This is a genomic window from Nitrospirillum guanabarense, from assembly GCF_034653355.1.
GTDB lineage: Bacteria > Pseudomonadota > Alphaproteobacteria > Azospirillales > Azospirillaceae > Nitrospirillum.
Genome location: NZ_JAYEER010000003.1, coordinates 1,466,438 through 1,488,096, shown reverse-complemented (window position 1 = coordinate 1,488,096; position 21,659 = coordinate 1,466,438). Strand labels below are relative to the sequence as shown.

18 protein-coding genes are annotated in these 21,659 nt (G+C 67.7%); 10 read left to right on the top strand and 8 right to left on the bottom strand.

Translation table 11 applies throughout. The features are described 5' to 3' along the window. Window positions 1-386: 386 nt before the first annotated feature. Entirely contained in the window at window positions 387-1,979 is a 1,593-nt protein-coding gene (locus UAA55_RS15855) for a porin (RefSeq protein WP_322953926.1), read from the top strand. Here UAA55_RS15855 and UAA55_RS15850 read toward each other — a convergent pair. Further along, complete coding sequence (locus tag UAA55_RS15850; protein ID WP_322953925.1) at window positions 1,969-2,508, bottom strand: hypothetical protein; 540 nt, start codon at window positions 2,506-2,508, stop codon at window positions 1,969-1,971. The two genes, UAA55_RS15855 and UAA55_RS15850, sit on opposite strands and share 11 nt — an antisense overlap. Before the next feature lie 341 nt (window positions 2,509-2,849). On the opposite strand from UAA55_RS15850, the gene UAA55_RS15845 reads away from it, so the two are divergent. Then, the gene (locus tag UAA55_RS15845; RefSeq protein ID WP_322953923.1) at window positions 2,850-3,032 is read left to right on the top strand and encodes a hypothetical protein; all 183 of its coding nucleotides are present in this window, start codon (window positions 2,850-2,852) and stop codon (window positions 3,030-3,032) included. A 7-nt stretch (window positions 3,033-3,039) separates the two neighbouring features. On the opposite strand, the gene UAA55_RS15840 is transcribed toward UAA55_RS15845, so the two are convergent. From UAA55_RS15840 to UAA55_RS15825, 4 genes are read right to left on the bottom strand one after another with little or no spacing between them, the layout of a single operon-like run. Further along, window positions 3,040-5,136, bottom strand: a complete 2,097-nt coding sequence (locus tag UAA55_RS15840; protein WP_322953922.1) for a 3-hydroxyacyl-CoA dehydrogenase NAD-binding domain-containing protein — start codon at window positions 5,134-5,136, stop codon at window positions 3,040-3,042. Window positions 5,137-5,167: 31 nt separating this feature from the next. After that, on the bottom strand, window positions 5,168-6,361 hold the full coding sequence (gene bktB / locus UAA55_RS15835; protein WP_322953920.1) for a beta-ketothiolase BktB: 1,194 nt from the start codon (window positions 6,359-6,361) through the stop codon (window positions 5,168-5,170). A gap of 27 nt (window positions 6,362-6,388) precedes the next feature. Beyond that, complete coding sequence (locus UAA55_RS15830; protein WP_322953919.1) at window positions 6,389-8,221, bottom strand: acyl-CoA dehydrogenase; 1,833 nt, start codon at window positions 8,219-8,221, stop codon at window positions 6,389-6,391. A 25-nt stretch (window positions 8,222-8,246) separates the two neighbouring features. After that, window positions 8,247-9,050, bottom strand: coding sequence for an SDR family oxidoreductase (locus tag UAA55_RS15825; RefSeq protein ID WP_322953917.1), 804 nt, complete (start codon window positions 9,048-9,050; stop codon window positions 8,247-8,249). Between the two features lie 295 nt (window positions 9,051-9,345). Here UAA55_RS15825 and UAA55_RS15820 point away from each other — a divergent pair, with 295 nt between their 5' ends. From UAA55_RS15820 to UAA55_RS15785, 8 genes are all read left to right on the top strand, one after another. Continuing rightward, window positions 9,346-10,113 (top strand): FadR/GntR family transcriptional regulator, encoded by a 768-nt coding sequence (locus UAA55_RS15820; protein ID WP_322953915.1) that lies wholly within the window; start codon window positions 9,346-9,348, stop codon window positions 10,111-10,113. A 653-nt stretch (window positions 10,114-10,766) separates the two neighbouring features. Then, window positions 10,767-11,663: a ubiquinol oxidase subunit II gene (gene cyoA, locus UAA55_RS15815; RefSeq protein WP_322953913.1), complete on the top strand. Its 897-nt coding sequence runs from the start codon at window positions 10,767-10,769 to the stop codon at window positions 11,661-11,663. A 3-nt stretch (window positions 11,664-11,666) separates the two neighbouring features. Next, window positions 11,667-13,646: a cytochrome o ubiquinol oxidase subunit I gene (gene cyoB, locus UAA55_RS15810; protein WP_322953912.1), complete on the top strand. Its 1,980-nt coding sequence runs from the start codon at window positions 11,667-11,669 to the stop codon at window positions 13,644-13,646. A gap of 4 nt (window positions 13,647-13,650) precedes the next feature. Continuing rightward, window positions 13,651-14,289, top strand: a complete 639-nt coding sequence (gene cyoC / locus UAA55_RS15805) for a cytochrome o ubiquinol oxidase subunit III (RefSeq protein WP_322953910.1) — start codon at window positions 13,651-13,653, stop codon at window positions 14,287-14,289. Beyond that, a complete protein-coding gene (gene cyoD / locus UAA55_RS15800; RefSeq protein ID WP_322953908.1) occupies window positions 14,289-14,666 on the top strand; it encodes a cytochrome o ubiquinol oxidase subunit IV in 378 nt (125 codons plus the stop codon). The genes cyoC and cyoD overlap by 1 nt, the downstream gene beginning before the upstream one ends. Before the next feature lie 238 nt (window positions 14,667-14,904). Beyond that, complete coding sequence (locus tag UAA55_RS15795; RefSeq protein WP_322953906.1) at window positions 14,905-16,233, top strand: ATP-binding protein; 1,329 nt, start codon at window positions 14,905-14,907, stop codon at window positions 16,231-16,233. Next, a complete protein-coding gene (locus UAA55_RS15790; protein WP_322953904.1) occupies window positions 16,220-16,777 on the top strand; it encodes a response regulator transcription factor in 558 nt (185 codons plus the stop codon). Before UAA55_RS15795 ends, UAA55_RS15790 begins: the two co-directional genes overlap by 14 nt. Window positions 16,778-16,840: 63 nt before the next feature. After that, window positions 16,841-17,605, top strand: coding sequence for an SDR family NAD(P)-dependent oxidoreductase (locus UAA55_RS15785; RefSeq protein WP_322953902.1), 765 nt, complete (start codon window positions 16,841-16,843; stop codon window positions 17,603-17,605). Between the two features lie 16 nt (window positions 17,606-17,621). On the opposite strand, the gene UAA55_RS15780 is transcribed toward UAA55_RS15785, so the two are convergent. From UAA55_RS15780 to UAA55_RS15770, 3 genes are all read right to left on the bottom strand, one after another. After that, complete coding sequence (locus UAA55_RS15780; RefSeq protein WP_322953900.1) at window positions 17,622-18,143, bottom strand: hypothetical protein; 522 nt, start codon at window positions 18,141-18,143, stop codon at window positions 17,622-17,624. Beyond that, a complete protein-coding gene (locus tag UAA55_RS15775) occupies window positions 18,056-20,554 on the bottom strand; it encodes an ATP-binding protein (RefSeq protein ID WP_322953897.1) in 2,499 nt (832 codons plus the stop codon). Before UAA55_RS15775 ends, UAA55_RS15780 begins: the two co-directional genes overlap by 88 nt. Before the next feature lie 88 nt (window positions 20,555-20,642). Continuing rightward, entirely contained in the window at window positions 20,643-21,581 is a 939-nt protein-coding gene (locus UAA55_RS15770; RefSeq protein WP_322953895.1) for a LysR family transcriptional regulator, read from the bottom strand. Between the last annotated feature and the right edge of the window lie 78 nt (window positions 21,582-21,659).

The following is a 21,659-nucleotide window of genomic DNA, read 5'->3' as shown; positions in this document are numbered from 1 at the left end:
GATGCCCGCTAGGCAACCGTCCGTTAACCAAAAATTTTTGCCCGATATTCGGAGAGTTCAGCGACTTATTGTGTATTAAAAATAAATTTAAACTCCTGAAAGCATATTTAATTTCTTAAAACAACATCAGACCCTCTAATCAGACGATCATGAATATTGATCTGATACGGCGATGGAAAAGGACATCCCGACAGACGATAGGGAAACGCCATCGATTTCTCAAGAACTAGTCTTTGGGAAATGCACCCTATCGGCCGGAATTCGGCCGGCGGGCGCGGTCCATCCATGCCGCGAGCAAAGAAAAACCAATATTTGTGGGAGGGTCTTTCGTGATCTTGACGATGAACCATGCCCTGGCGCCGACGTGCCGGGGCGCTCGTAGGCGCATGTCGCCCCTAGCCATGACCGCCGTTTGTGGCTTGCTGACCCTGGCGCCGGCCACGGCCCGCGCCAGTGACGCCGACGAGCTGCGCAAGCTGCGCCAGCAGATGCAGGAGGCCCAGGCCCAGGTGGCGGCCCAGGCCAAGGCCATGCAGGCGATGCAAGACCGGCTGAACATGCTGGAGGCGCAGCAGACCCAGACGGCGGGCCAAACCGCCGCCGGCACCCAGGCGGCGGCGCAGCAGGCGCAGGCCGCACAGGCGGCGGCCCAGGCTGCCCAGAAGGTGGCGGACGCGGCGGCCCATCCCACGCTGTCCAAGGATGGCAGCCTGACCTTCTACGGCATCACCCTTTACGGGACCGTGGACATGGGCTTCTCCTACCAGTCCCACGGCGCGCCGCTCAGCCCCTATTATCCGCCGGGGCTGGACTATCTGGTCAGCAAGAACGGGAACAAGGGCATCGCCTCACTGGCCCCCAACGGGCTCAGCCAATCCAAGGTCGGCCTGCGCGGGTCGGAGGAATTCGCCGACGGATGGTCGGCCCTGTTCAAGGTCGAGACGGGCTTCAATCCCCAGTCGGGCCAGTTGGCCGATGGACCGCGTTCCATGGCCGCCAACAATGGCCTGGCGCTGACCAAGCAAACGGCGAACGGCGATTCCAGCCACGCCGGCCAAGCCTTCAACCGCGCCGCCTATGTGGGGGTCAGCTCCCGGGAGTGGGGCACCGTCACCGTCGGCCGCCAGAACACACTCCTGGCCGACAACATCTTCGCCTATGATCCGCTGCAGGCCTCCTACGCCTTTTCCGTCATCGGCTTCTCCGGCCTGACGGGCGGTGGGGGCAGCACGGAGGATTTCCGCCTCGACAACTCCGTCAAGTACACGAACCAGTTCGGCCCCCTGCGGGTTGGTGCCCTGTACCAGTTCGGCGAGGACAATGGCGGCATGCATGGCAATGCCCTGCAACTGGACGCGGGCGCCGATATCGGCGGCCTGTCGTTCGATGCCACCTACGCGCAAAAGCAGGACATGGTGTCGGCCGGCAGCCTGACCGCGGCGCAGATGACGCAGGCGACGGCGCTGGGCTACAACCCCGGCAACGCCCTGGCGGCCACCATTTCCGACAACACCTCGTACGCGCTGATGGGCTCGTACACGCTGGACCCGCAATGGAAGCTGTTCGCGGGATATGAGTACATCGACTTCGCCAATCCTTCCGTCCCCTTGCGCGCCGGCTCGACCGACATCGGTGGGTATACCCTGGCCTTCGTGAACAACAGCGCCTTCGTCCACGACAAGATCGTCCAGGTCACCTGGGCCGGCGCCCGCTACGCCGTCACGCCCAAGGTGGATTTGTCGGCGGGCTACTACCACTATGGCCAGAACAGCTTCGGCGCCAAGAGCTGCGCCGACGCCAGCGTCGCCACCTGCTCCGGCACGCTCAATGCCTATTCCCTGGTGGCGGATTATCGCTTCGCCCGCCGCTTCGACGCCTATCTGGGCGTCATGTACTCCGAGGTCGCGGGCGGCTTGGCGGCGGGTTACCTGCACACCGACAACATCTCCCCCACCACGGGTGTCCGGTTCAACTTCTAGGACTTGTCCCTGGGCGAAGCGGGCGGCGGAAGCCGCCGCCCGCACGCCGCATCATCAGTAGCGGTCCTCGTCGATCCGCTTGTCCATGATGGCGTGCTCCACCGCGTGCCGCGCCTCTTCCAGATGATGGAAGGCGGCATTGCGCCAACCCGCGGCGTAGGGATTGTCTTCCTCGGACCGGCAAGTCGCGCTCGGCGGTCGCGATCAGGTCCAGCGCCTTGCTGAGACGGCCCCGGTGGTTGATGTTGGTGTCGATGGGCGGGTTCCAGTTGGGGTCCTTGCCATCGTCATAACTGGCGTGGCGGATTTCGCCGATGGCGCCGTTCACATGGTCGATGGCGGCGAACTGGTCACGCACCACGTTGTATTCCGCCGGGCGATCCAGCAGGGCGCGGGCCATGCGCAGATCCGACAGGGCGTGTAGGTAAGCGGGGTGGGCCGGCTGCGCGTGCGCCGGACCGGGTGCGGTGGCGCAGGCCGACGCGGCCATCAGGACCAGGGCGGCGCCCAGGACTTTGACATGCTTCATGATGGTTTGCTCCTTCCTTCCAGGCGGCGGTTACCCCCAACCGGGCCCGTCCGTCCTTTGGTCCGCCCACGGTCGCGGCGGATTGGAGCCTAAATGGGGCGCGGCGGCGGCGTGTCCACGGCGCGCCCCGCGCCAAAACCGCGCACCCGAAAGGTGCGTGACCTATCGGTCAATACGCCGCCGACCATATTAATTATTTGAAATATATAGATAATTTATAATGGCTCAGGCCATGCCTGTCGCAGCGGCCAGGCTTCAAGCGCCGACGGGTCGCCCTTTTCCCGCCGTATCACCCAGCGAGAACCGGTCCAAGACCTGATCAACGCGAGGTGCCCGGCACCATGGAAAGCACTGTAATATTGGGCAGCCTGTCCGGAATAATGAGCGCCTACAACCTGTCCCAGGGCCAGCTGGGCTGGTCCATGCTGCTGGCCCTGAAGCAGACCCTGGACCGGCACCTGGTCCAGGATGAAGCCGAGGACGGAGCGCCCGTCGACGACGGGCTGCCCGGCACGCCCTCTTAACCCTCGCTCAGGCGGTCAGGCGACCGCCGGCGCTGGCCTTTTCCCACAACAGGGGTGCCGGCTTCCAGAACTGGCCCTGATAGCCGTCCAGGAAGCCCTCCATCAGGCGCAGCACGTTTTCCAGCCCCAGGCTGTCGGCGTGGAACATGGGCCCGCCCTTGTGTGCGGGAAAGCCGTAGCCATTGAGATAGACGACGTCGATGTCCGATGCGCGCTGGGCGATGCCCTCGCCCAGCAGGGCCGCCCCCTCGTTGGCCAGCGCCAGCAGGCAGCGGGCCACGATCTCCTCATCCCCGATGACACGGGGGCTGAGGCCGAATTTCTGGGCAACCTCCTTGGCGTGGGCTTGGGCCAGGGCATCGACCTCCGGGTCCGTTTCCCGCGCCCGGGTGGTCGGGTCGTACTGGTAATAGCCCTTGCCAGTCTTCTGCCCGAACCGGCCCAGCGCGCAAATCTTGTCGGGGAAGGTGGAATAGGCGCGTTCATCACCCAGCGCCTTGCGGCCGGCGCGGATGGCGCGGCCGATGTCGTTGCCCGCCAGGTCCATCATGGCGAAGGGGCCCATGGCCATGCCCCAGCGCTCCAGCGCGCCGTCCACCTGCCAGGGCAGCACGCCTTCATCCACCAGGAAATAGGCCTGTCGCAGGTATTCCTCGACCATGCGATTGCCGATGAAGCCGTTGCAGACGCCGGCGACGACGCCGACCTTGCCCAGCTTGCGCGACAACGCCATGGCCGTGGCCAGCACCTCGGGCGCGGTCTCGGCCCCCCGCACCACCTCCAGCAGGCGCATCACCGGCGCCGGGCTGAAGAAGTGCAGGCCCACCACGCTTTGCGGCCGGCTGGTGATGGCGGCGATGGCGTCCAGGTCCAGGGTTGAGGTGTTGCTGGCCAGGATGGCGTCCGGCCCGCAGACCTTGTCCAGGGCGCGGAAGATGTCCTGCTTCACGCCCATATCCTCGAACGCGGCCTCGATCACCAGGTCGACGGCGGCACAGGCGGCGAGGTCGGTGGCGGTACGCAGGCGGCCCAGGCGCCGGTCGCGTTCGGCCGCGTCCATGCGGCCCTTGGCCACGGCGGCGTCATAGCCCTTGGTGATGCCGGCCAAGCCCTTCTGGACCGACGCCTCGTCCCGGTCCAGAAGGATGACCTCCAGCCCGGCGTTGACGGCCACGGTGGCGATGCCGGCCCCCATGGTGCCGGCGCCGATGACGGCCACGCGCTCGATGGTCCGGGGCTGCACGTCGGGGCTCAGCCCATCGATGCGGGCGGCGCGGCGCTCGGCGAAAAAGGCGTATTGCAGCGCCTTGGATTCCGGCGTCACCACCAACTCGCGGAACAGGTTGAATTCCTTCTGCAGGCCCTGGCTGAAAGGCAACTCCACCGCCGCCCGCACCGCCTCGATGCAGGCCAGCGGCGCCGGCAGCGGTCGCTTCAGCCCATCGATCTGACGCTGGAACCAGTCGGCGCCGGCGTCGGCCGGCATCTCCGCCCGCTGCAGGGACAGGCGCGGCCTGGCGCCGTCCTTGGCCGCCTGGCGCGCCACGGCCACGGCGTCCTCGATCAGGTCACCGGTCGACAGGGTCGCCAGACCCAGCTTGGCCGCCCTGGCGCCGTTCACCGGGGCACCGGACAGGATCATGTCCAGGGCGGCTTTGACCCCGATGGCGCGCGGCAGGCGCTGGGTGCCACCGGCGCCCGGCAGGATGCCCAGCTTCACCTCCGGCAGGCCCAGGGTGGCGTTTGCCGCCACCACGCGGTGGTGGCATCCCAGCGCCACCTCCAGCCCGCCGCCCAGGCAGGTGCCGGCGATGGCCGCCACCACCGGCTTGGCCGCCTGGTCCAGGTCGATGATCACATCGGGCAGGGTGGGCACTGCCGTGGCCCCGCCCCGCGTGCCGGCCGCGAACTCCTCGATGTCCGCCCCGGCCGAGAAGTGGCGGGGGCCGCCGGTCAGCACCACGGCCTGCACCTCCGGCTTGGTCATGACCATGGCCAAGGCGGCGCGCAGGTCGCGGCGCAGCGCCAGGTCGAAGCTGTTGACCGGTGGGCGGTTCAGGGTCAGGACGGCGACGCTGTCCCGCAGGTCGATCTGCACCGGCATGGCGCGGCTCTCCTTCTTGGTGAGGGTAGGCTCAGACGGACTCGATCAAGGCGGCGATGCCCTGACCGCCACCGATGCACATGGTGACCAGCGCGCGGCCGCCCTTGCCACTTTCCTGGGCCCGGCGGCGCAGCTCATAGACCGCCTTCACCGTGTTGATGGCGCCGGTGGCGCCCACGGGATGGCCCAGGGAAATACCGCTGCCGTTAGGGTTCACCCGGTCGGGGTCGAAGTCCAGTTCCCGCGCCACGGCGCAGGCTTGCGCCGCGAAGGCCTCATTGGATTCGATGACGGTCAGGTCCTGCACCGACAGGCCGGTGCGGGCCAGCAGCTTGCGCGTGGCCGGGATCGGGCCGATCCCCATGTAGGCGGGTTCCACGCCGGCGTGGGCATAGCCCACCAGCCGGGCCAGCGGCGTGAGACCCAGGCGTGTCACCGCCTCGCCCGACGCCAGCACCAGGGCGGCCGCACCATCGTTGATGCCCGAGGCGTTGCCAGCGGTGACCGTGCCGTCCTTCTGGAACACGGTGCGCAGCTTGGCCAGATCCCCCGGCGCCAGGTCGGGGCGCACATGCTCGTCGGTGGCGAACTGCACCAATTGGCGCTTCACCGTCACCTCCACGGGCAGGATCTGCTCGGCGAAACGGCCCTCGGCCTGGGCGCGGGCGGCGCGGCGGTGGCTTTCCAGGGCCAGGGCGTCCTGATCGTCACGGCTGATGCCGTAGCGCTGGGCCACGTTCTCCGCCGTCACCCCCATGAGGGTGCGGTCGAAGGGATCGGACAGGGTGCCGTTAAGGGCATCGACCACCCGGGCGTCGCCCATCTTGCTGCCCCAGCGGGCATCGGGCAGCAAGTAGGGCGCGCGGCTCATGTTCTCCGCGCCACCGGCCACCGCCACGTCGCAGTCGCCCAGCAGGATGCTTTGCGCCGCCGACACCACCGCCTGCAGGCCGGAGCCACAGAGGCGGTTCACGGTCAGGGCCGGCACCTCCACCGGCAGCCCGGCGCCGATGCCGGCCACACGGGCGAGGTAGGCGTCGCGCGGCTCCGTCGGGATGACCTGGCCGAAGACGACATGGCCCACGGCGTCGTTGGCGACGCCGGCGCGGTCCAGCGCGGCGCGGGCCACCTTGGCCGCCAGTTCGCCGGGGGCGATGTCCTTCAGCGCGCCACCGAAATCGCCGATGGCCGTGCGCACGCCGGAAACGATGAACACCTCGGTCATGGTAATTTTCCCCTATCTGGGCCGGTGTCAGAAGCCGGCGGGATCGAAGGTCTGGGTCAGGTCGCTGCGCCGGCCGACAACGCCCAGCCAGACATCGACGCGCGGCACCTCGGTCTCGAAGAAGAAGCGGCAGGCGGCCAACTTGCCGGCGCGGAAGGCCGTCTCGTCCGGGTCATCGGTGGCGGCCAGGCTGCCGGCCACCACCGCCTGGTCCAGCCACTGCCAGGCCACCACGGCATGGCCGAAGGCCGACAGGAAGGAGGTCGCCTGGGCCAGGCTGGCGACATCGTCGCCGGCGGCCTTCAGGTGACCCACCAGGGCGCCGATGCGGGCCCAGGTGACGTCCAGCACATGGGCGAAGTCGGCCAGGGCCGGCAGGTGCCGCGCCCGCTCCACCGTCGCTGTCACCCGGTGGCGCAGGATGGCCAGGGAGGCGCCGTCGTCCTTCAGGGTCTTGCGCCCCATCAGGTCAAGGCCCTGCACACCGGTGGTGCCCTCATGGATGGGGTTGAGGCGGTTGTCGCGGTACAGCTGCTCCACATCGAAATCGCGGGTGTAGCCATAGCCGCCGTGCACCTGGATGGCCAGATCGTTGGCGGCCAAGCCCCATTCCGATGGCCAGGTCTTGGCCACCGGGGTCAGCAGGCCCAGCAGGCTCGCCGCCTCCCTTCGACCCTCATCCGGCCCGTGCAGTTCCTCATCCACCAGCCTGGCGCAGTACAGCACCAGGGCCAGCGCGCCCTCGGCATAGGCCTTCTGCGCCAGCAGCAGGCGGCGCACGTCGGGGTGGTCGATGATGGCGATGGGCTCTCCCCCTCTTGCCGCCAGTGGCCTGCCCTGCTTACGGTCGCGAGCGTAGTCCACCGCCAGGCGGTAGCCGCGATAGCCCAGCATGGCGGCGCCCAGGCCGACGGAGATGCGGGCGCTGTTCATCATCTGGAACATGATGGGCAGGCCCTGCCCCACCCCGCCCACGCGATAGCCCACGGCCCCGGCGCCGCCGCCCGGGCGGTGGTGCGCGCCTTCACCAAAGTTCAGCAGGCAGTTGGCGGTGCCGCGATAGCCCATCTTATGGTTCAGGCCGGCCACCACCACGTCGTTGCGCTGGCCGGCGTATTCGGAACCCTCCACCAGCACCTTGGGCACGACGAACAGGCTGATGCCCTGGGTGCCGGGGATCAGCTTGCCGTCCGGGCCCGGCACCTTGGCCAGCACCAGGTGGATGATGTTCTCGCTGGCGTCCTGGTCGCCGCCGGAGATCCACATCTTGTTGCCGAACAGGCGGTAGCGGGCGCCCAGCCCGTCATCGCCGTCCGGCACGGCGCGGGTGGCGATGTCGGCCAGCGACGACCCGGCCTGCGGTTCGGACAGGCACATGGTGCCGAAGTAGCGGCCCTCAATCTCCGGCAGGGCGCAGGCCTTGACCAGCGCCTCGTTGGCGTAGCGCACCAGCAGCTTGGCGTTGCCGGTGGTCAACATGGGATAGGCCGACGTCGCCACGTTGGCCGCCATGAACTGGGCCATGGCGGCGCTGTAGGCCAGTTGCGGCAATTGCAGGCCGCCGACCTCGGCATCGAAGGGGGCGGCGAACATGCCGACCTCCGCGAAGGCGGCCAGCGCCTGGTGGATGGCGGGCAGGATGCGCACCTGCCCCTCCACCAGATGGGGCTCGTGGCTGTCGGCCGCCTTGTAGTGGGTCAGGAAGGTGTCCGCCGCCACCCGGCCGGCGATATCCAGCATGGCGTCCACGGTTTCCACGCTGTGATCCTGGAAATGCGGGTAGGCCAGCAGGGCCTCCAGGTCCAGCCAGTCATGCAGCAGAAAGCCGAGGTCGCGGGCGCGCACCGGGGGCGTGGTCATGGGGGCGGGTCCTCTCCAGCCGGGCTCAGATGACGCTGACGCCGCCATCCACGGCCAGGATCTGGCCGGTGATGTGGCCACCAGCGGAAGAAGCCAGCAGCAGGGCGGCCCCCTTCAAGTCCTGGTCGTTGCCCAGCTTGCCCAGGGGGGTGCCCGCCACCAGGTCGGCCTCATGCTTGGCCAGGGTGCCGCGCGTCATCTTGGACGGGAAGAAGCCCGGCGCCAGGGCGTTGACCGTGATGCCATAGGGACCCCACTCCGCCGCCAGCACGCGGGTCATGTTGACCAGGGCGCCCTTGGTGGTGCCATAGGCGACGGTGCCTATCATACGCGGGTGGTGACCTTGCAGTCCGGCGATGGAGGCGACGTTGACGATGCGCCCCCGCTTCAAGGGCAGCATGGCGGCCCGCGCCACGGCCTGGGTCAGGAAGAAGACGGCGTTCAGGTTCAGGTCCACCACCTTGGCCCACTGTTCCGGCGTGTGGTCCTGCGCCGGCGCCCCCCAGGTGGTGCCGGCGTTGTTCACCAGCACGTCGATGCGGCCCAGGTCCGCCATCACCTTCTCCACCAGCGGGGCCATGGCCTCCTGCCGGCTGAGGTCGGCGGGAATGGCCGTCGCGGCGATGCCCTGGGCCGCCAGGTGGGCCACGGCGGCCTCCAGCTCTTCCGTCTTGCGTGCCACCAGCACGGGATGGACGCCGAACTCGCCCAGCGCCTCCGCGATCTGCAGGCCCAGGCCGCGCGACCCGCCGGTGATCAGGGCCACCTGGCCGGACAGGTCGAACAGGCGATGCAGGGCATCAGTCTTGGTGGGGGCAAGCGAAGACATGATGGGCGTTTCCTCCTGTCGTTCGGCATCCCGGATGCGTTGCCGGGACCGATATTCTCTGCGGCCCGGCCCCTACGGGGTGGTTGCCGCGCGGGGGCACTGTATGCCATTGTTCGTTTGTTGGACAATTGAAATATCAACCTGAAAACACAAGCCCAATTCCGGCACGCGGCGGCTTGTGCTAGAGGGGCTTTCACAAGGACGGGCCGCAGTGGACTGCCGCCTGGGGTTTCATCATCCGCACGGGACCAGTGTCGGGCCAATCCGGCACAGCGGGCAAAGGGGCATTGGGCGCATGGCGTTCGCACGGCTGGCCATCCTGCCCACCTATAAGGTGGTCAGCGACACCATAGAGCGGGAGATCCTGGCCGGCAGGTTGAACGCCGGGGATATCCTGCCGACGGAGACGGAACTGGCCGACCAGTTCGGCGTCACCCGCCACACCGTGCGCGAGGGCATCCGCATCCTGGAGCAGAGCGGCCTGGTGCGGCGGGAGGCCGGGCGGCGCCTTTATGTCGCCGAACCCCACTACGGCGACCTGGCGCCCCGCCTGTCCCGCGCCATGGTGATGCAGCGCGTCACCTTCCGCGAGTTGTGGGAGGTATCGATGGATCTGGAGCCCAGCGCCGCCGCCCACGCCGCCGGCCGCCTCGACGCCAGCCGCCTGGCGCAGCTGCGCGCCAATGTGGTGGCGACGGAGGAGGCCATAGCCGCCGGCGCTTCCATCATCCCGCTGGACGTCGCCTTCCATATCCTGGTGGCGGAGGCGGCGGGCAACCGCGCCCTGCTGCTGGCGCGCGAGCCGGTGACCCAGCTGTTCTACCCGGCTCTGGAACGGCTGTTCCGGCACCCCAAGACGGCGCAGGTCGGCCCCCGCCGCCTGGTGGACGCCCACCGCCGCATCGTCGAGGCCCTGGCCGACGGCGATGCGGCGGTGGCGCGGGAATGGATGCGCAAGCACATGGTGGATTTCCGCCGCGGTTACGATACCGCCGGGCTGGACCTGGACGAGGCCTTGGACTCCACCGCCGCCCTGCCCGCGGTACCCCCGCCGCGACGGTGAGGTCATCGCCGTGAAGCGAGATATTTTCCCGCTTCGCGCACGCAGCAATTGCGATCACAACCTCGGCGCCGGCACTTAACCCGCCGGTAACCATAAACCGTTGGTGGTGCTGATAAATTCCGAATCGGAAGACCGTTTCGAATGGAACGGACGCCGATCCGCCACTTTAACCATGAACGGCGGTTGAACCCGGGGCACGGCTGGCCTACGCCATACGCATGTCACAGGACGGCAAACTTGTGCCCAGCCGGACAATTCGCCGGACGCACCTGGAATAACGCAACCAAGTCAGCGCATTAGTGCGATCTATGGATCGACGCGCCCGCGCGTACGCGGACCAGCCGGATGCGCGCCCTTGGACCAATTGTCCAATCCCCCCTGCATAATGAACTCGATAAATGACGCGGCGGAGGTCTAGTTCTTTTGCAGTGCGAAACCTCACACGGCGCGGCGGGACGACGTGCCTTGCGTGGAGACCGGCCTGGCCTCCCGACACGCAAGCGATGTCACAACCCAGGCGCGCCGCCGGTGCGTCGCCCAAAAATTAGAATTCATGTGTTGACGATCAATCACGGCTTTACGTGGACGGAATGACTGCGACCCTTAGAATTTTGCGGAGCCTTCGCGGCCGCACAAAATCCCTGGCGGCACTCATGGCCGCAGCCCCCCTGCTCAGCGGCTGCGACATGGCCCTGCTGGACCCGGCGGGCCCCATTGGTGCCGAGGAAAAGTCGATCATCATCCTGGCCACGTGCCTGATGCTCATCGTCGTGCTCCCCGTCATCGCCATGGTCTTCCTGTTCGCGTGGCGCTACCGCGCCTCGAACAAGGCGGCGACCTTCAAGCCGGATTGGGATCACTCCTCCAAGATCGAGATGGCGGTGTGGGGCATCCCCTGCGTCATCATCGCCGTGCTGGCCTATGTCACCTGGGTGTCCTCGCACACCCTGGAGCCCAGCCGTGAGCTGGTCGCCGACAAGAAGGCCGTCGAGGTCGAAGTCGTCTCGATGGACTGGAAGTGGCTGTTCATCTACCCCGAGCTGAACATCGCCTCGGTGAACGAGCTGGCCTTTCCCGCCGGCACCCCGGTCCACTTCAAGCTGACCTCGGCCACGGTGATGAACTCCTTCTTCATCCCGCGCCTGGGCAGCCAGATCTACACCATGCCCGGCATGGAGACGAAGCTGAGCCTGCTGGCCGACGCCGCCGGCGATTTCGACGGCCTGTCCGCCAACTACAGCGGCGGCGGCTTCTCCGACATGCATTTCGTGGCGCACGCCATGACCGACGACGCCTTCGCCCAGTGGGTGGAGAAGGCGCGCGCCGGCGAGGGCAAGCTGACGATGGCCAAGTACCGGGACCTCGCCAAGCCCAGCGAGAAGGACCCGGTCTCCTACTACGCCGAGGTCGAGCCCACGCTCTACCACGACATTCTCAACAAGTGCTCGGACGGTTCCACTTGCATGGACGCGGCGGTCAGCCTGGCGATGGCCAAGGAAGTGGCCGGCGGCGACCTCCAGCTGTGCAATCCCGCCAAGCCGAGGGGTTAATCCATGTTCGGTAAACTGACTCTCGAGGCCATTCCCTACCATGAGCCCATCATCATGGGCGCCGTGGCGATGATGGTCCTGGGTGGCGCCGCCCTGGTGGCGGGCATCACCTTCTTCCGCCTGTGGGGCCCGCTGTGGTCCAAGTGGCTGACCTCGGTCGACCATAAGAACATCGGCATCATGTACATCATCCTGGCGCTGGTCATGCTGTTGCGTGGCTTCGCCGACGCCGTGATGATGCGCACCCAGCAGGCGATGGCCTCCACCGGCGCCGCCGGCCCCCTGCCGCCCGAGCACTTCGACCAGATCTTCACCGCCCACGGCGTCATCATGATCTTCTTCATGGCGATGCCCTTCATGGTCGGCCTGATGAACGTCGTGGTGCCGCTGCAGATCGGCGCCCGCGACGTGGCCTTCCCCTACCTGAACAACCTCAGCTTCTGGCTGACGGCCGCGGGCGCGCTGCTGATCAACATCTCGCTGGCGGTGGGTGAGTTCGCCCGCACCGGCTGGCTGGCCTACCCGCCCCTGTCGGAGCTGCAGTACAGCCCCGGCGTCGGCGTGGACTACTACCTGTGGGCCCTGCAGATCTCCGGTATCGGCACCCTGCTGGCCGGCGTGAACATGATCACGACCATCCTGAAGATGCGGGCCCCGGGCATGACGCTGATGCGCATGCCGATTTTCACCTGGACCACGCTCTGCTCCAACATGCTGATCGTGGCGGCCTTCCCCATCCTGACGGCCACGCTGGCGATGCTGTCGCTGGACCGTTACCTGGGCATGCACTTTTTCACCAACGACGGTGGCGGCAACGCCATGATGTACGTGAACCTCATCTGGGCCTGGGGCCATCCTGAGGTGTACATCCTGGTCCTGCCCGCCTTCGGCATCTTCTCCGAAGTCATCTCCACCTTCTCGTCCAAGAAGCTGTTCGGCTACACCTCGATGGTCTACGCCACGGTCTGCATCACCGTGCTGTCGTTCGTCGTGTGGCTGCACCACTTCTTCACCATGGGCGCCGGCGCCAACGTGAATGCCTTCTTCGGCATTTCCACGATGATCATCTCCATCCCCACCGGCGCCAAGATCTTCAACTGGCTGTTCACCATGTACCGCGGCCGGGTGCAGTTCACCGTTCCGGTGCTGTGGACCCTGGGCTTCATGGTCACCTTCGTCATCGGCGGCATGACCGGCGTTCTGATGGCGGTGCCGGCGGCCGACTTCGTGCTGCACAACAGCCTGTTCCTGATCGCCCACTTCCACAACGTCATCATCGGCGGCGTGCTGTTCGGCTACCTGGCCGGCTTCACCTACTGGTTCCCCAAGGCCTTCGGCTTCAAGCTGAACGAGACCCTGGGCAAGGTGTCGTTCTGGTGCTGGCTGGTCGGCTTCTATCTGGCCTTCATGCCCCTGTACGCCCTGGGCCTGATGGGCATGACCCGCCGCATGAACCATGTCGACAATGTCGTCTGGCACAACTACCTGCTGGTCGCGGCCCTGGGTGCGGCGGTCATCGCCTGCGGCATCGGCGCCTTCGTCCTGCAGATCCTGGTCAGCGTGCTGAACCGCAAGGCGCTGCGCGACCTGACCGGCGACCCGTGGAACGGCCGCACCCTGGAATGGGCCACCTCCTCCCCGCCGGCCTTCTACAACTTCCCGGTCGATCCGGTCGTCACCGGCCGTGACGCCTTCTGGGAGCAGAAGCAGACCACCGGCGCCGGTCTGCGGCCGCTGCCCGCCTACGGCAAGATCCACATGCCCCACAACACGGGCACGGGCGTCATCCTCGGCGGCTTCATCGCCGTCCTGGGTTTCGCGCTGATCTGGCACATCTGGTGGCTGGTGGTCGCGGCCTTCGCCGCCGCCGTCGCCGTCGGTATCGGGCACACCTTCAACGAGAACCGGGACTACTACGTCCCCTCCGAGACGGTGGCCGAGACCGAGGGCAAGTACTTCAAGCAACTGACGTCGCAGGTCTAAGACGATGAGCAACGCACATTCCGTCGCGGCCGCCGACGCGGCCCTGCTTCAGGCGGTGGAGGCTCATGACGAGCACCACCACGACGATGGTTCCAAGACCACGCTGGGGTTTTGGATCTACCTGATGAGCGACTGCATCCTGTTCGCCGCCGTGTTCGCGGCGTTCGCGGTGCTGCGCGGACAGACGGCCGGCGGGCCGGACGCCAAGGAGCTGTTCAGCCTGCCGTACGTGGCCGGTGAAACCGCCTTCCTGCTGGTGTCCAGCTTCACCTACGGCATGGCCATGATCGCCGCCGAGAAACAGAAGCAGTCGGCCACCCTGCGGTGGCTGGGCGTCACCCTGCTGCTGGGCCTGGGCTTCATGTTCATGGAACTGCATGAGTTCGCCGAGCTGATCGGCGAGGGTGCGGGCCCGAACCGGTCGGCCTTCCTGTCGTCGTTCTTCACCCTGGTCGGCACCCACGGGCTGCACGTCCTGTCCGGCATGGTCTGGATGGTGACGCTGATCGCCCACGTGCTGCGCCGCGGCCTGACGCACGCCAACATCGTCCGCCTGACCTGCCTCAGCCTGTTCTGGCATTTCCTGGACATCGTCTGGATCGGCGTGTTCACCATCGTCTACCTGTCGGGAGTGGCCGCGTGATGGCTACCGCACACACCTCCGCTCACGGCCATGACCATGGCCATCACGGCCACGGCGAGGGCGCTCACGGCAGCGTGAAGTCCTACATCGTCGGCTTCGTCCTGTCGGTCATCCTGACCGCCATCCCCTTCGGCCTGGTCATGTCCGGCGCCCTGCCGGCCGAGACCGCCATCCCGGTGTGCTTCGGCCTGGGCATCGTCCAGATCGTCGTGCACCTGGTGTACTTCCTGCACATGAACAGCTCATCGGCCCGGTCCTGGAACATGGCCGCCTTCCTGTTCACGCTGCTGATCGTCGCCATCCTGGTGGTCGGTTCCTGGTGGGTCATGCTGCACCTGAACGCCAACATGATGCCGGGCGCCATGCCCATGGAGTAAGGCGTCTTCCCCGGGGGCCAGGGGTGGATCACCATCCTCCCCTCCCCCCGGGGGCGCTTCCCCACCAAACCCGCGCTGTTGACCACCCGTGCCATTGAGCACCGTCAGGGCGACCACGAGACCACCCCGGCCCCTGTGGCGGGATGGTCCCGTGGTCGCCTTCGTCATTGCCGGCCCCCCATTGAACCGTTAGTCCTACCGGAAAAGACATCCGTCACCGGGGAGGACTAGGGACAGGATGGAAGAGATTTCGATCCAGGACACCACCAACAAGAAGAACCTGCTTCTTCTTGTCACCCTGCGATGGCTGGCGGTCGGCGGCCAGGTGGCGACCATCGCCATGGCCCAGGCCTGGTTCGATATCGAACTGCCCCTCATCCCCATGGCCGGGGTCGTCCTGTTCCTGGTGCTGCTGAACCTGGTCGGCCTGTATCGCAGCCGCACCAGCCCGCACATCGCCAATGGCGAACTGTTCCTGGGCCTGCTGCTGGACGTGGCCGCGCTCACAGTTCAGCTGTACCTCAGTGGCGGCGCCACCAACCCCTTCATCTCCCTGTTCCTGCTGCAGGTCATCCTGGGCGCCGTGCTGCTGCAGCCGGCCCTGACCTGGACCCTGGTGGGGCTTACCAGCGCCTGCTTCGTCGGGCTGACCGCTTATCACCGAGACATCGCCCTGTTCTCCCAGGGGCTGGCCTCGGCCGGGGGCGCCTGGCCCCGGGTGTTCGACCTGTATCTGGCCGGTACCTTCATCTGCTTCCTGCTGGCGTCCGTGCTGGCGGTCAGCTTCGTCACCCGCATCAACGGCAATCTGCGCCAGCGCGACGCCCGCCTGTCCGATCTGCGGCAGAAGTCGGTGGAGGAGGACCACATCGTGCGCATGGGGCTGCTGGCCTCGGGTGCCGCGCATGAGCTGGGCACGCCGCTGGCCACCCTGTCCGTCATCCTGAACGACTGGCAGCACATGCCGGCCAACGAGCGCGACGCCGAGCTGCTGGACGACGTGGCGGAGATGCAGGCGGCGCTGGCCCGCTGCAAGGAGATCGTGTCCCGCATCCTGCTGACGGCGGGCGAGGCGCGGGGCGAAGGGGCGGAGCGCACGACCCTGGTGCGGTTCCTGGACGCCGTGGTGGCGGACTGGCGCCGGGCCCACGCCGACCGCGCCATCGATTATGCCAACCACATCGCCGACGATGTGGCCATCGTGTCCGACACCGCCATCAAGCAGAGCCTGTTCAACGTCTTCGACAACGCGTTGGAGGCCAGCCCCGCCTGGGTCGGCATCGATGTCGCCTGTCATGACGGCCTGCTGACCGTCACGGTGCAGGACCGGGGGCCGGGCTTCGCGCCGGACATCCTGGCCCGTTTCGGCAAGCCCTACCAGTCCACCAAGAACAAGCCTGGTCGGGGCCTCGGCCTCTTCCTTACCGTGAACGTGGCGCGCAAACTGGGGGGACGGGTGGTCGCCGACAACAACCCCGCTGGCGGCGCCACCGTTGAGCTGCGTTTGCCCATCGAATCGCTGATAATCGCGGATGGGGTGATTGAGGATGCCGATGACGGACGATAACCTTATTGCCGACGAGGACGCCCCCGTCCTGCTGATCGTGGAGGACGACCCCTCCTTCGGCCGGGCGCTGAAGCGGTCGTTCGAGCGGCGGGGATATCATGTGGTGAGCTGCGACCGGGCGGAGGCCCTGCCCGACCTGCTGGCGAATGAGGCGCCCGATTTCGCCGTGGTGGACCTGAAGCTGGCCGGCGCCTCCGGCCTGGAATGCGTGAAGACGCTGCACGCCCACGATCCGGAGATGAAGATCGTGGTGCTGACGGGCTTCGCCAGCATCGCCACGGCGGTGGAGGCGATCAAGCTGGGCGCCTGCCACTACCTGGCCAAGCCATCCAACACCGACGACATCGAGGCCGCCTTCGGCCGCACCGAGGGCGACAGCGGCGTCAGCCTGACCACCCGCGCCACCTCCATCAAAACGCTGGAGTGGGAGCGCATCCACGAGACCCTGGCCGACACCGGCTTCAACGTCTCGGAAGCCGCGCGGCGCCTGGGCATGCACCGCCGCACCCTGGCCCGCAAGCTGGCCAAGCAGCGCGTCAGTTAATTCCGGTTGACGGCGCAACCTTGCCCGGTTGGAAATGGGTCCCACCAGAAAACGGGAGGGGGCATGGATCTGTTCAGCCTGGCGGGCAAGCGGGCGCTCATCACCGGATCGACACGGGGCCTGGGGCACGCCATCGCCCTGGAAATGGCGCGCGCCGGCGCGACGGTGGTCATCTCCAGCGAAGTACCGGACGATTGCGTCCGGGTGGCGGCGACGTTCGGACCCCAGGGCTTGAGCGCCCTGGCCATCCCCTGCGACGTCAGTGACGACGACGCCCTGGACGATCTGGCCGCGACCGTGGAAGCCCGGCTGGGCGGCGTGGACATCCTGGTGTGCAACGCCGGGCTGAACCTGCACAACGGCCCCAGCGCCGCGACGCCGGACGATGCCTACGACCGCGTCATGGCCATCAACCTGCGCAGCGTCTTCCGGCTGTGCAATCGCATCGTGCCGGCCATGGTCGCGCGGGGCGACGGCGCCGTCATCCTTATGTCCAGCCTGTCCGGCCTGCGCGGCAACCGCGGCCTGGGCGTCTATTCCATGACCAAGGCGGCCCTGGCGCAGATGGCGCGCAATATGGCGGTGGAGTACGGCCCCGGCAACGTACGGGTCAACGCCCTCTCCCCCGGCCTGATCGACACCGACCTGTCGGCTGTGTTCAAGGCCGACCCGGCGCGGTTCGAGAAGCGCATGGCCCAGACGCCTCTGCGGCGCATGGGCACGCCGCGCGAGATCGCGGGCACCGCCGTCTACCTGGCCTCCGCCGCCGGCGCCTTCGTCACCGGCCACAACCTGGTGGTGGACGGCGGCACGCTGATCACCGACTGAGCGGCATCGGGGATATTCAAGCCGCCAGCGGGCCGCCAGCGGGCCCCGCCGGCCCGTCCAGCACGGCGTCCGGCGCCGCGCGTCCCCGCAAATGACCCAGCACGGCACCGGCGATGTCCAGTTCCGCCGTCTGAGGCCCGGCGTCGAAGCGCCTGAAGAAGCCTGTCAGCAAGTCCGCCGCGTCGGTGGCCCCTCCCTGACGGATCTGCAGCCGGGCCAAGCTGATTCCCAGCCGCAGTTGCCAGGACAAGGTCCCTTGACCATCCGCCATGGCTAGGGCTTGGCGATAAAGGGCTTCTGCGGCATCCCCCTCGCCGAGGCGCACCAGCATCTCACCGCGCAGGCGCATCAGTTCCGGTTGGCCCCAACCTTCCTGGTTGGCCTGGGCACGGGACAGCGCGGCCTCGACCATCGCCAGCCCGCCGGCCACATCTCCCGCTCGAGCAAGCGTCAACGCCGCCTCACGCACCAGGAGGCCGTGGCGGGGGTGGGACAGGTCCCCCAGGGCGGCCATCCGGCCGCGCAAATCATCCAGCATGGGGGGCGTCCCCCCTCCCTGGCGAATTTCAGGCGCAGGATCAAGTCCAGGCACCGCGCCCAGGGCTGCCAAATCATCAGGCCATGCCGGTTCGCCAGCGTCAGTAGCTGGTCGTTGTGTCGCCGCGCCGCTTCCCAGTCGCCCATCAGCATGGCCAAAGGGCAAGCCGACTGCCCCAGCACCAGACAAGAAGTATAGGCATGATCCATCGCCGCCGCCTGCTCCATGCAACGGCGCAACTGCTCCATCCCCTGACGCACGTTCCCCTGCAGCCAGAGCATGCCCGCCAAGGTGCTGCGCGCCGCGATTTGCTGGTCCAGCTGGAAACGGATGCGCTGCCCCGTGGCCGGTTCGCCTTCCGCCAGGTCCAATGCCGCCTCCGTATGGTGCCGGGCGGCCGTCTGGTCCCCCAGCACGTGAAACGCGGCGCCTACCATGCGCTCCGCCGCCGCCAGCGCGAACCGGTCGCCACCGCTTATCGCCTCGATCCGCATGGCCGCGGCCAAGTCCAGCGCCTGGCGCACATGCCCCTGATCAAAATGGATGGAATAGAGTCCCACCTGGGCCTGCTGCCGGGCATTCTGATCGCCCAGCGCGGCGGCGGCGGCCAGGACCGCCACCCACATTTGGGTCACTTGCGGGGGCGGCTCGGCACCCGTCACGGTGATCGCCGCGGCCTGCAGCACATGCAAGTCCAGGCTTTGCCGGTCATCGGCGAAGGGCTGCGGGGCCGCCAGCGCCCGAGCCGTCCAGCGCTGGCATTCCGCCCACAGGGACTGGCACTTCCATAACGGCGCCACCGCCAGAACCAGGGCGCGGCCCATGCCAATGCCGCCGTCGCCGGCCTCCCCGAAGAACCAATCCAGGGCCTCGCGGACATTATCCAGCTCCGCGCCGTGGCGGGGCAGCATCTCGTCAGCCGGACGGGCCGCCCATGCCGGCAGGATCGCCTGGAACCGGCGCAGGTAATGGGTGGCATGGGCCGCGCGTGTCTCGGCCCCCAGGCCGCTGGCCTCCAGCCATTCCCGCGCGTAGGCCCGAACAGTGTCCAACAGGCGGTAGCGCACCTCCGCCCCCCGCCGGTCAGCCAACACCAGGGACTTGGCCACCAAGTCGTCGACGACGTACCCACTGGTGCCCTCGCCGTCCATGTCGGCTGGAGGCACGACCGCCATCGCGGCGGCCGCGTCAAAGCCGCCGACGAACACCGACAGCCGGTTCAGCGCCGCCCGCTGCGCGCCGGACAGCAGGGCATAGCTCCAATCGAAGGCCGCCCGAAGGGTTTGATGGCGCGGCGGGGCCGTGCGGCGTCCGCGCACCAACAAGCCCAGGCGGTCGTCCAGCCGGCGTGCCACGCCGGCGATGCCATAGGCGGCGACCTGACCCGCCGCGAGTTCCAGGCCCAGGGGAATGCCGTCCAGGCGCTGGCATATCTCCGCCGCCGCCGGCGCATCGGCGTCCGTCAGCGTGCCGCCGGACGCCGCCATCCGCGCCGCGAACAGCTGCACGGCGGAATGCGCGAGCGCCTGGCGGGCGCCCAAACCTTCGGCCCGGATGGGCACCGCCAGTGGCGCCAGGCGGTGGACCTGCTCCCGCGCCAGCCCCAACGGTTCCCGGCTGGTGGCCAGGATGTCGAGACCGGACGCGCCTGCCAACAAGGTGTCGGCCAGCGCCGCCGCCGACGCGATCACCGGCTCGCAACTGTCCAGCACCAGCAGCATGCGCCGAGGCTTCAGGAAGGCCAGCAAGGCCGGAACCGGGTTGGCGGCTTGGATATGAGGCGCCAGGCGGGCGGCCACGGTGGCCGGCACCAGATCGCCCTCCCCCACGGTGGAGAGGTCGACCAGGGCCACGCCGTCGGGGTATCGCCCGGCCACGGCGGCCGCCACGGCCAAGGCCACCGTCGTCTTGCCCATGCCGCCGGCCCCGGCGACGGTCAGCAGACGCTGCCGGCCCAGACGCGCCGCCAGGATGGTTATGGTGTCATCCCGACCCAGCGGCCGAGCCAGCTGCCGCGAGAGGGCGAAGGCGGCAAAGGCCGGGGAAGACGGCGGAGCCCTGCCCGCGCCCTCTTTCAACACGTGGGCAACGAAGCGGTAGCCCTGACCCGGCACCGTGCTGACATAGGGACCGTCGTCGCCATCCTGGCCCAGGGCACGGCGCAGATTCGCCATCTGGACCCGCAGATTGTTTTCACCCACATGCAGGCCCGGCCAGACGCGGCTTTCCAGTTCCGCCCGGCCCATCACCTCCCCCGCCCGTTCCACCAGCGCCAGCAGCAAATCCAGGGCGCGGCCGCGCAAATCAATGGGCTGACCCGCCGTCAGCAGTCGGCGGGCGGGATAAAGGCTGTAGGGGCCGAACCGGTAGATGGTTTCGGCCGATGGCGTTGTCGTTGCTTGTTCAGGCATGGACCAAGCCGGGAGTGGGCTGCGGCGCCAATCCGAACAAAGTTGGTTAATAAAGGCAACAATTCCCCGGTCACCCTATACGCCTGCCTTAGATGGAACCGCGTTCAGCCAGTTCCAATGTCCAGGGGGCGGAGCCGGCGGTAAAGCGGTGCGCCAGGAAATCCAGTAGTACCGCCACCCTGGCGGCGCGCGGGCCGCCCGCCGGCGTCACCAGGTTGATGGCCAGGGGCGGCGGCGCCCAGTCGGGGCAGGCGACCACCAGGCGGCCGTCGCGCACCGCCTCCCACGCCAGGAAATCCGGCTGCATGGCCACGCCCAGTCCGGCCAGCAGCGCGTCCTGCAGCGCATCGGCGTTGGTCGCGCTCAACGGGCCCTTGACCCGTACCAATTCCTCGGTGCCGTCCAAATGGATGAAGCGCCACGTCTCCCCGGTCGCCAGATAGCTGTAGACCAGGCAGGCGTGGTCCTTCAGGTCGCGCGGCCGGGCGGGCATGCCGCGGCGGGCGAAATAGCTCGGCGCCCCGACCACCCAGCGCCGCACGGGGCAAAGACGCCGGGTCATGAGGCTGGAATCCGCCAGTTCGGCGATGCGCAGCGCCACGTCCACCCCACCCGCCACCAGATCGACAAGACGGTCATCCAGTTGCAGATCCACCGTCACGTCGGGGTAGGCCGACAGGAAATCCGGCAGGGCCGGGGCCACATGGCGCACGCCGAAGGACATGGGGGCGGCCAGGCGCACACGACCGTGCGGCTGGCTGGATTTGGCCTGGGCCTCCGCTTCCACGGCCTCCCCCTCCGCCAGGATCTGGGCGGCGCGCACCGCCAGCACCCGCCCCGTCTCGGTCAGCGAGAACCGGCGGGAGGTGCGATGGATCAGCCGTTCGCCCAGCCGTTCCTCCAGCCGCTTCATCGCCTTGGAGACCGTGGCGTTGGAGACGCCGAAATCACTGGCGGCGGCGGCGAAGGACCCGGTCTCCGCCACCTTGGCGAAGATGGCCCAGGCCTCGAGGTCGGGGATGGGCATGGGGCGAGACCTCCAGCGTCATGATGTCAAAAATGGAAATTATGAAGTTCCATAGTTTCTATTTTCGCCAGCGTCAAC

Bases quoted from the DNA above. Each gene is read 5' to 3' on its own strand.
- UAA55_RS15855 (WP_322953926.1), top strand. From the start codon at position 387: ATGTCGCCCCTAGCCATGACCGCCGTTTGTGGCTTGCTGACCCTGGCG.
- UAA55_RS15850 (WP_322953925.1), bottom strand. From the start codon at position 2,508: ATGAAGCATGTCAAAGTCCTGGGCGCCGCCCTGGTCCTGATGGCCGCG.
- UAA55_RS15845 (WP_322953923.1), top strand. From the start codon at position 2,850: ATGGAAAGCACTGTAATATTGGGCAGCCTGTCCGGAATAATGAGCGCC.
- UAA55_RS15840 (WP_322953922.1), bottom strand. From the start codon at position 5,136: ATGCCGGTGCAGATCGACCTGCGGGACAGCGTCGCCGTCCTGACCCTG.
- bktB (WP_322953920.1), bottom strand. From the start codon at position 6,361: ATGACCGAGGTGTTCATCGTTTCCGGCGTGCGCACGGCCATCGGCGAT.
- UAA55_RS15830 (WP_322953919.1), bottom strand. From the start codon at position 8,221: ATGACCACGCCCCCGGTGCGCGCCCGCGACCTCGGCTTTCTGCTGCAT.
- UAA55_RS15825 (WP_322953917.1), bottom strand. From the start codon at position 9,050: ATGTCTTCGCTTGCCCCCACCAAGACTGATGCCCTGCATCGCCTGTTC.
- UAA55_RS15820 (WP_322953915.1), top strand. From the start codon at position 9,346: ATGGCGTTCGCACGGCTGGCCATCCTGCCCACCTATAAGGTGGTCAGC.
- cyoA (WP_322953913.1), top strand. From the start codon at position 10,767: ATGGCCGCAGCCCCCCTGCTCAGCGGCTGCGACATGGCCCTGCTGGAC.
- cyoB (WP_322953912.1), top strand. From the start codon at position 11,667: ATGTTCGGTAAACTGACTCTCGAGGCCATTCCCTACCATGAGCCCATC.
- cyoC (WP_322953910.1), top strand. From the start codon at position 13,651: ATGAGCAACGCACATTCCGTCGCGGCCGCCGACGCGGCCCTGCTTCAG.
- cyoD (WP_322953908.1), top strand. From the start codon at position 14,289: ATGGCTACCGCACACACCTCCGCTCACGGCCATGACCATGGCCATCAC.
- UAA55_RS15795 (WP_322953906.1), top strand. From the start codon at position 14,905: ATGGAAGAGATTTCGATCCAGGACACCACCAACAAGAAGAACCTGCTT.
- UAA55_RS15790 (WP_322953904.1), top strand. From the start codon at position 16,220: ATGACGGACGATAACCTTATTGCCGACGAGGACGCCCCCGTCCTGCTG.
- UAA55_RS15785 (WP_322953902.1), top strand. From the start codon at position 16,841: ATGGATCTGTTCAGCCTGGCGGGCAAGCGGGCGCTCATCACCGGATCG.
- UAA55_RS15780 (WP_322953900.1), bottom strand. From the start codon at position 18,143: ATGCTGGATGATTTGCGCGGCCGGATGGCCGCCCTGGGGGACCTGTCC.
- UAA55_RS15775 (WP_322953897.1), bottom strand. From the start codon at position 20,554: ATGCCTGAACAAGCAACGACAACGCCATCGGCCGAAACCATCTACCGG.
- UAA55_RS15770 (WP_322953895.1), bottom strand. From the start codon at position 21,581: ATGCCCATCCCCGACCTCGAGGCCTGGGCCATCTTCGCCAAGGTGGCG.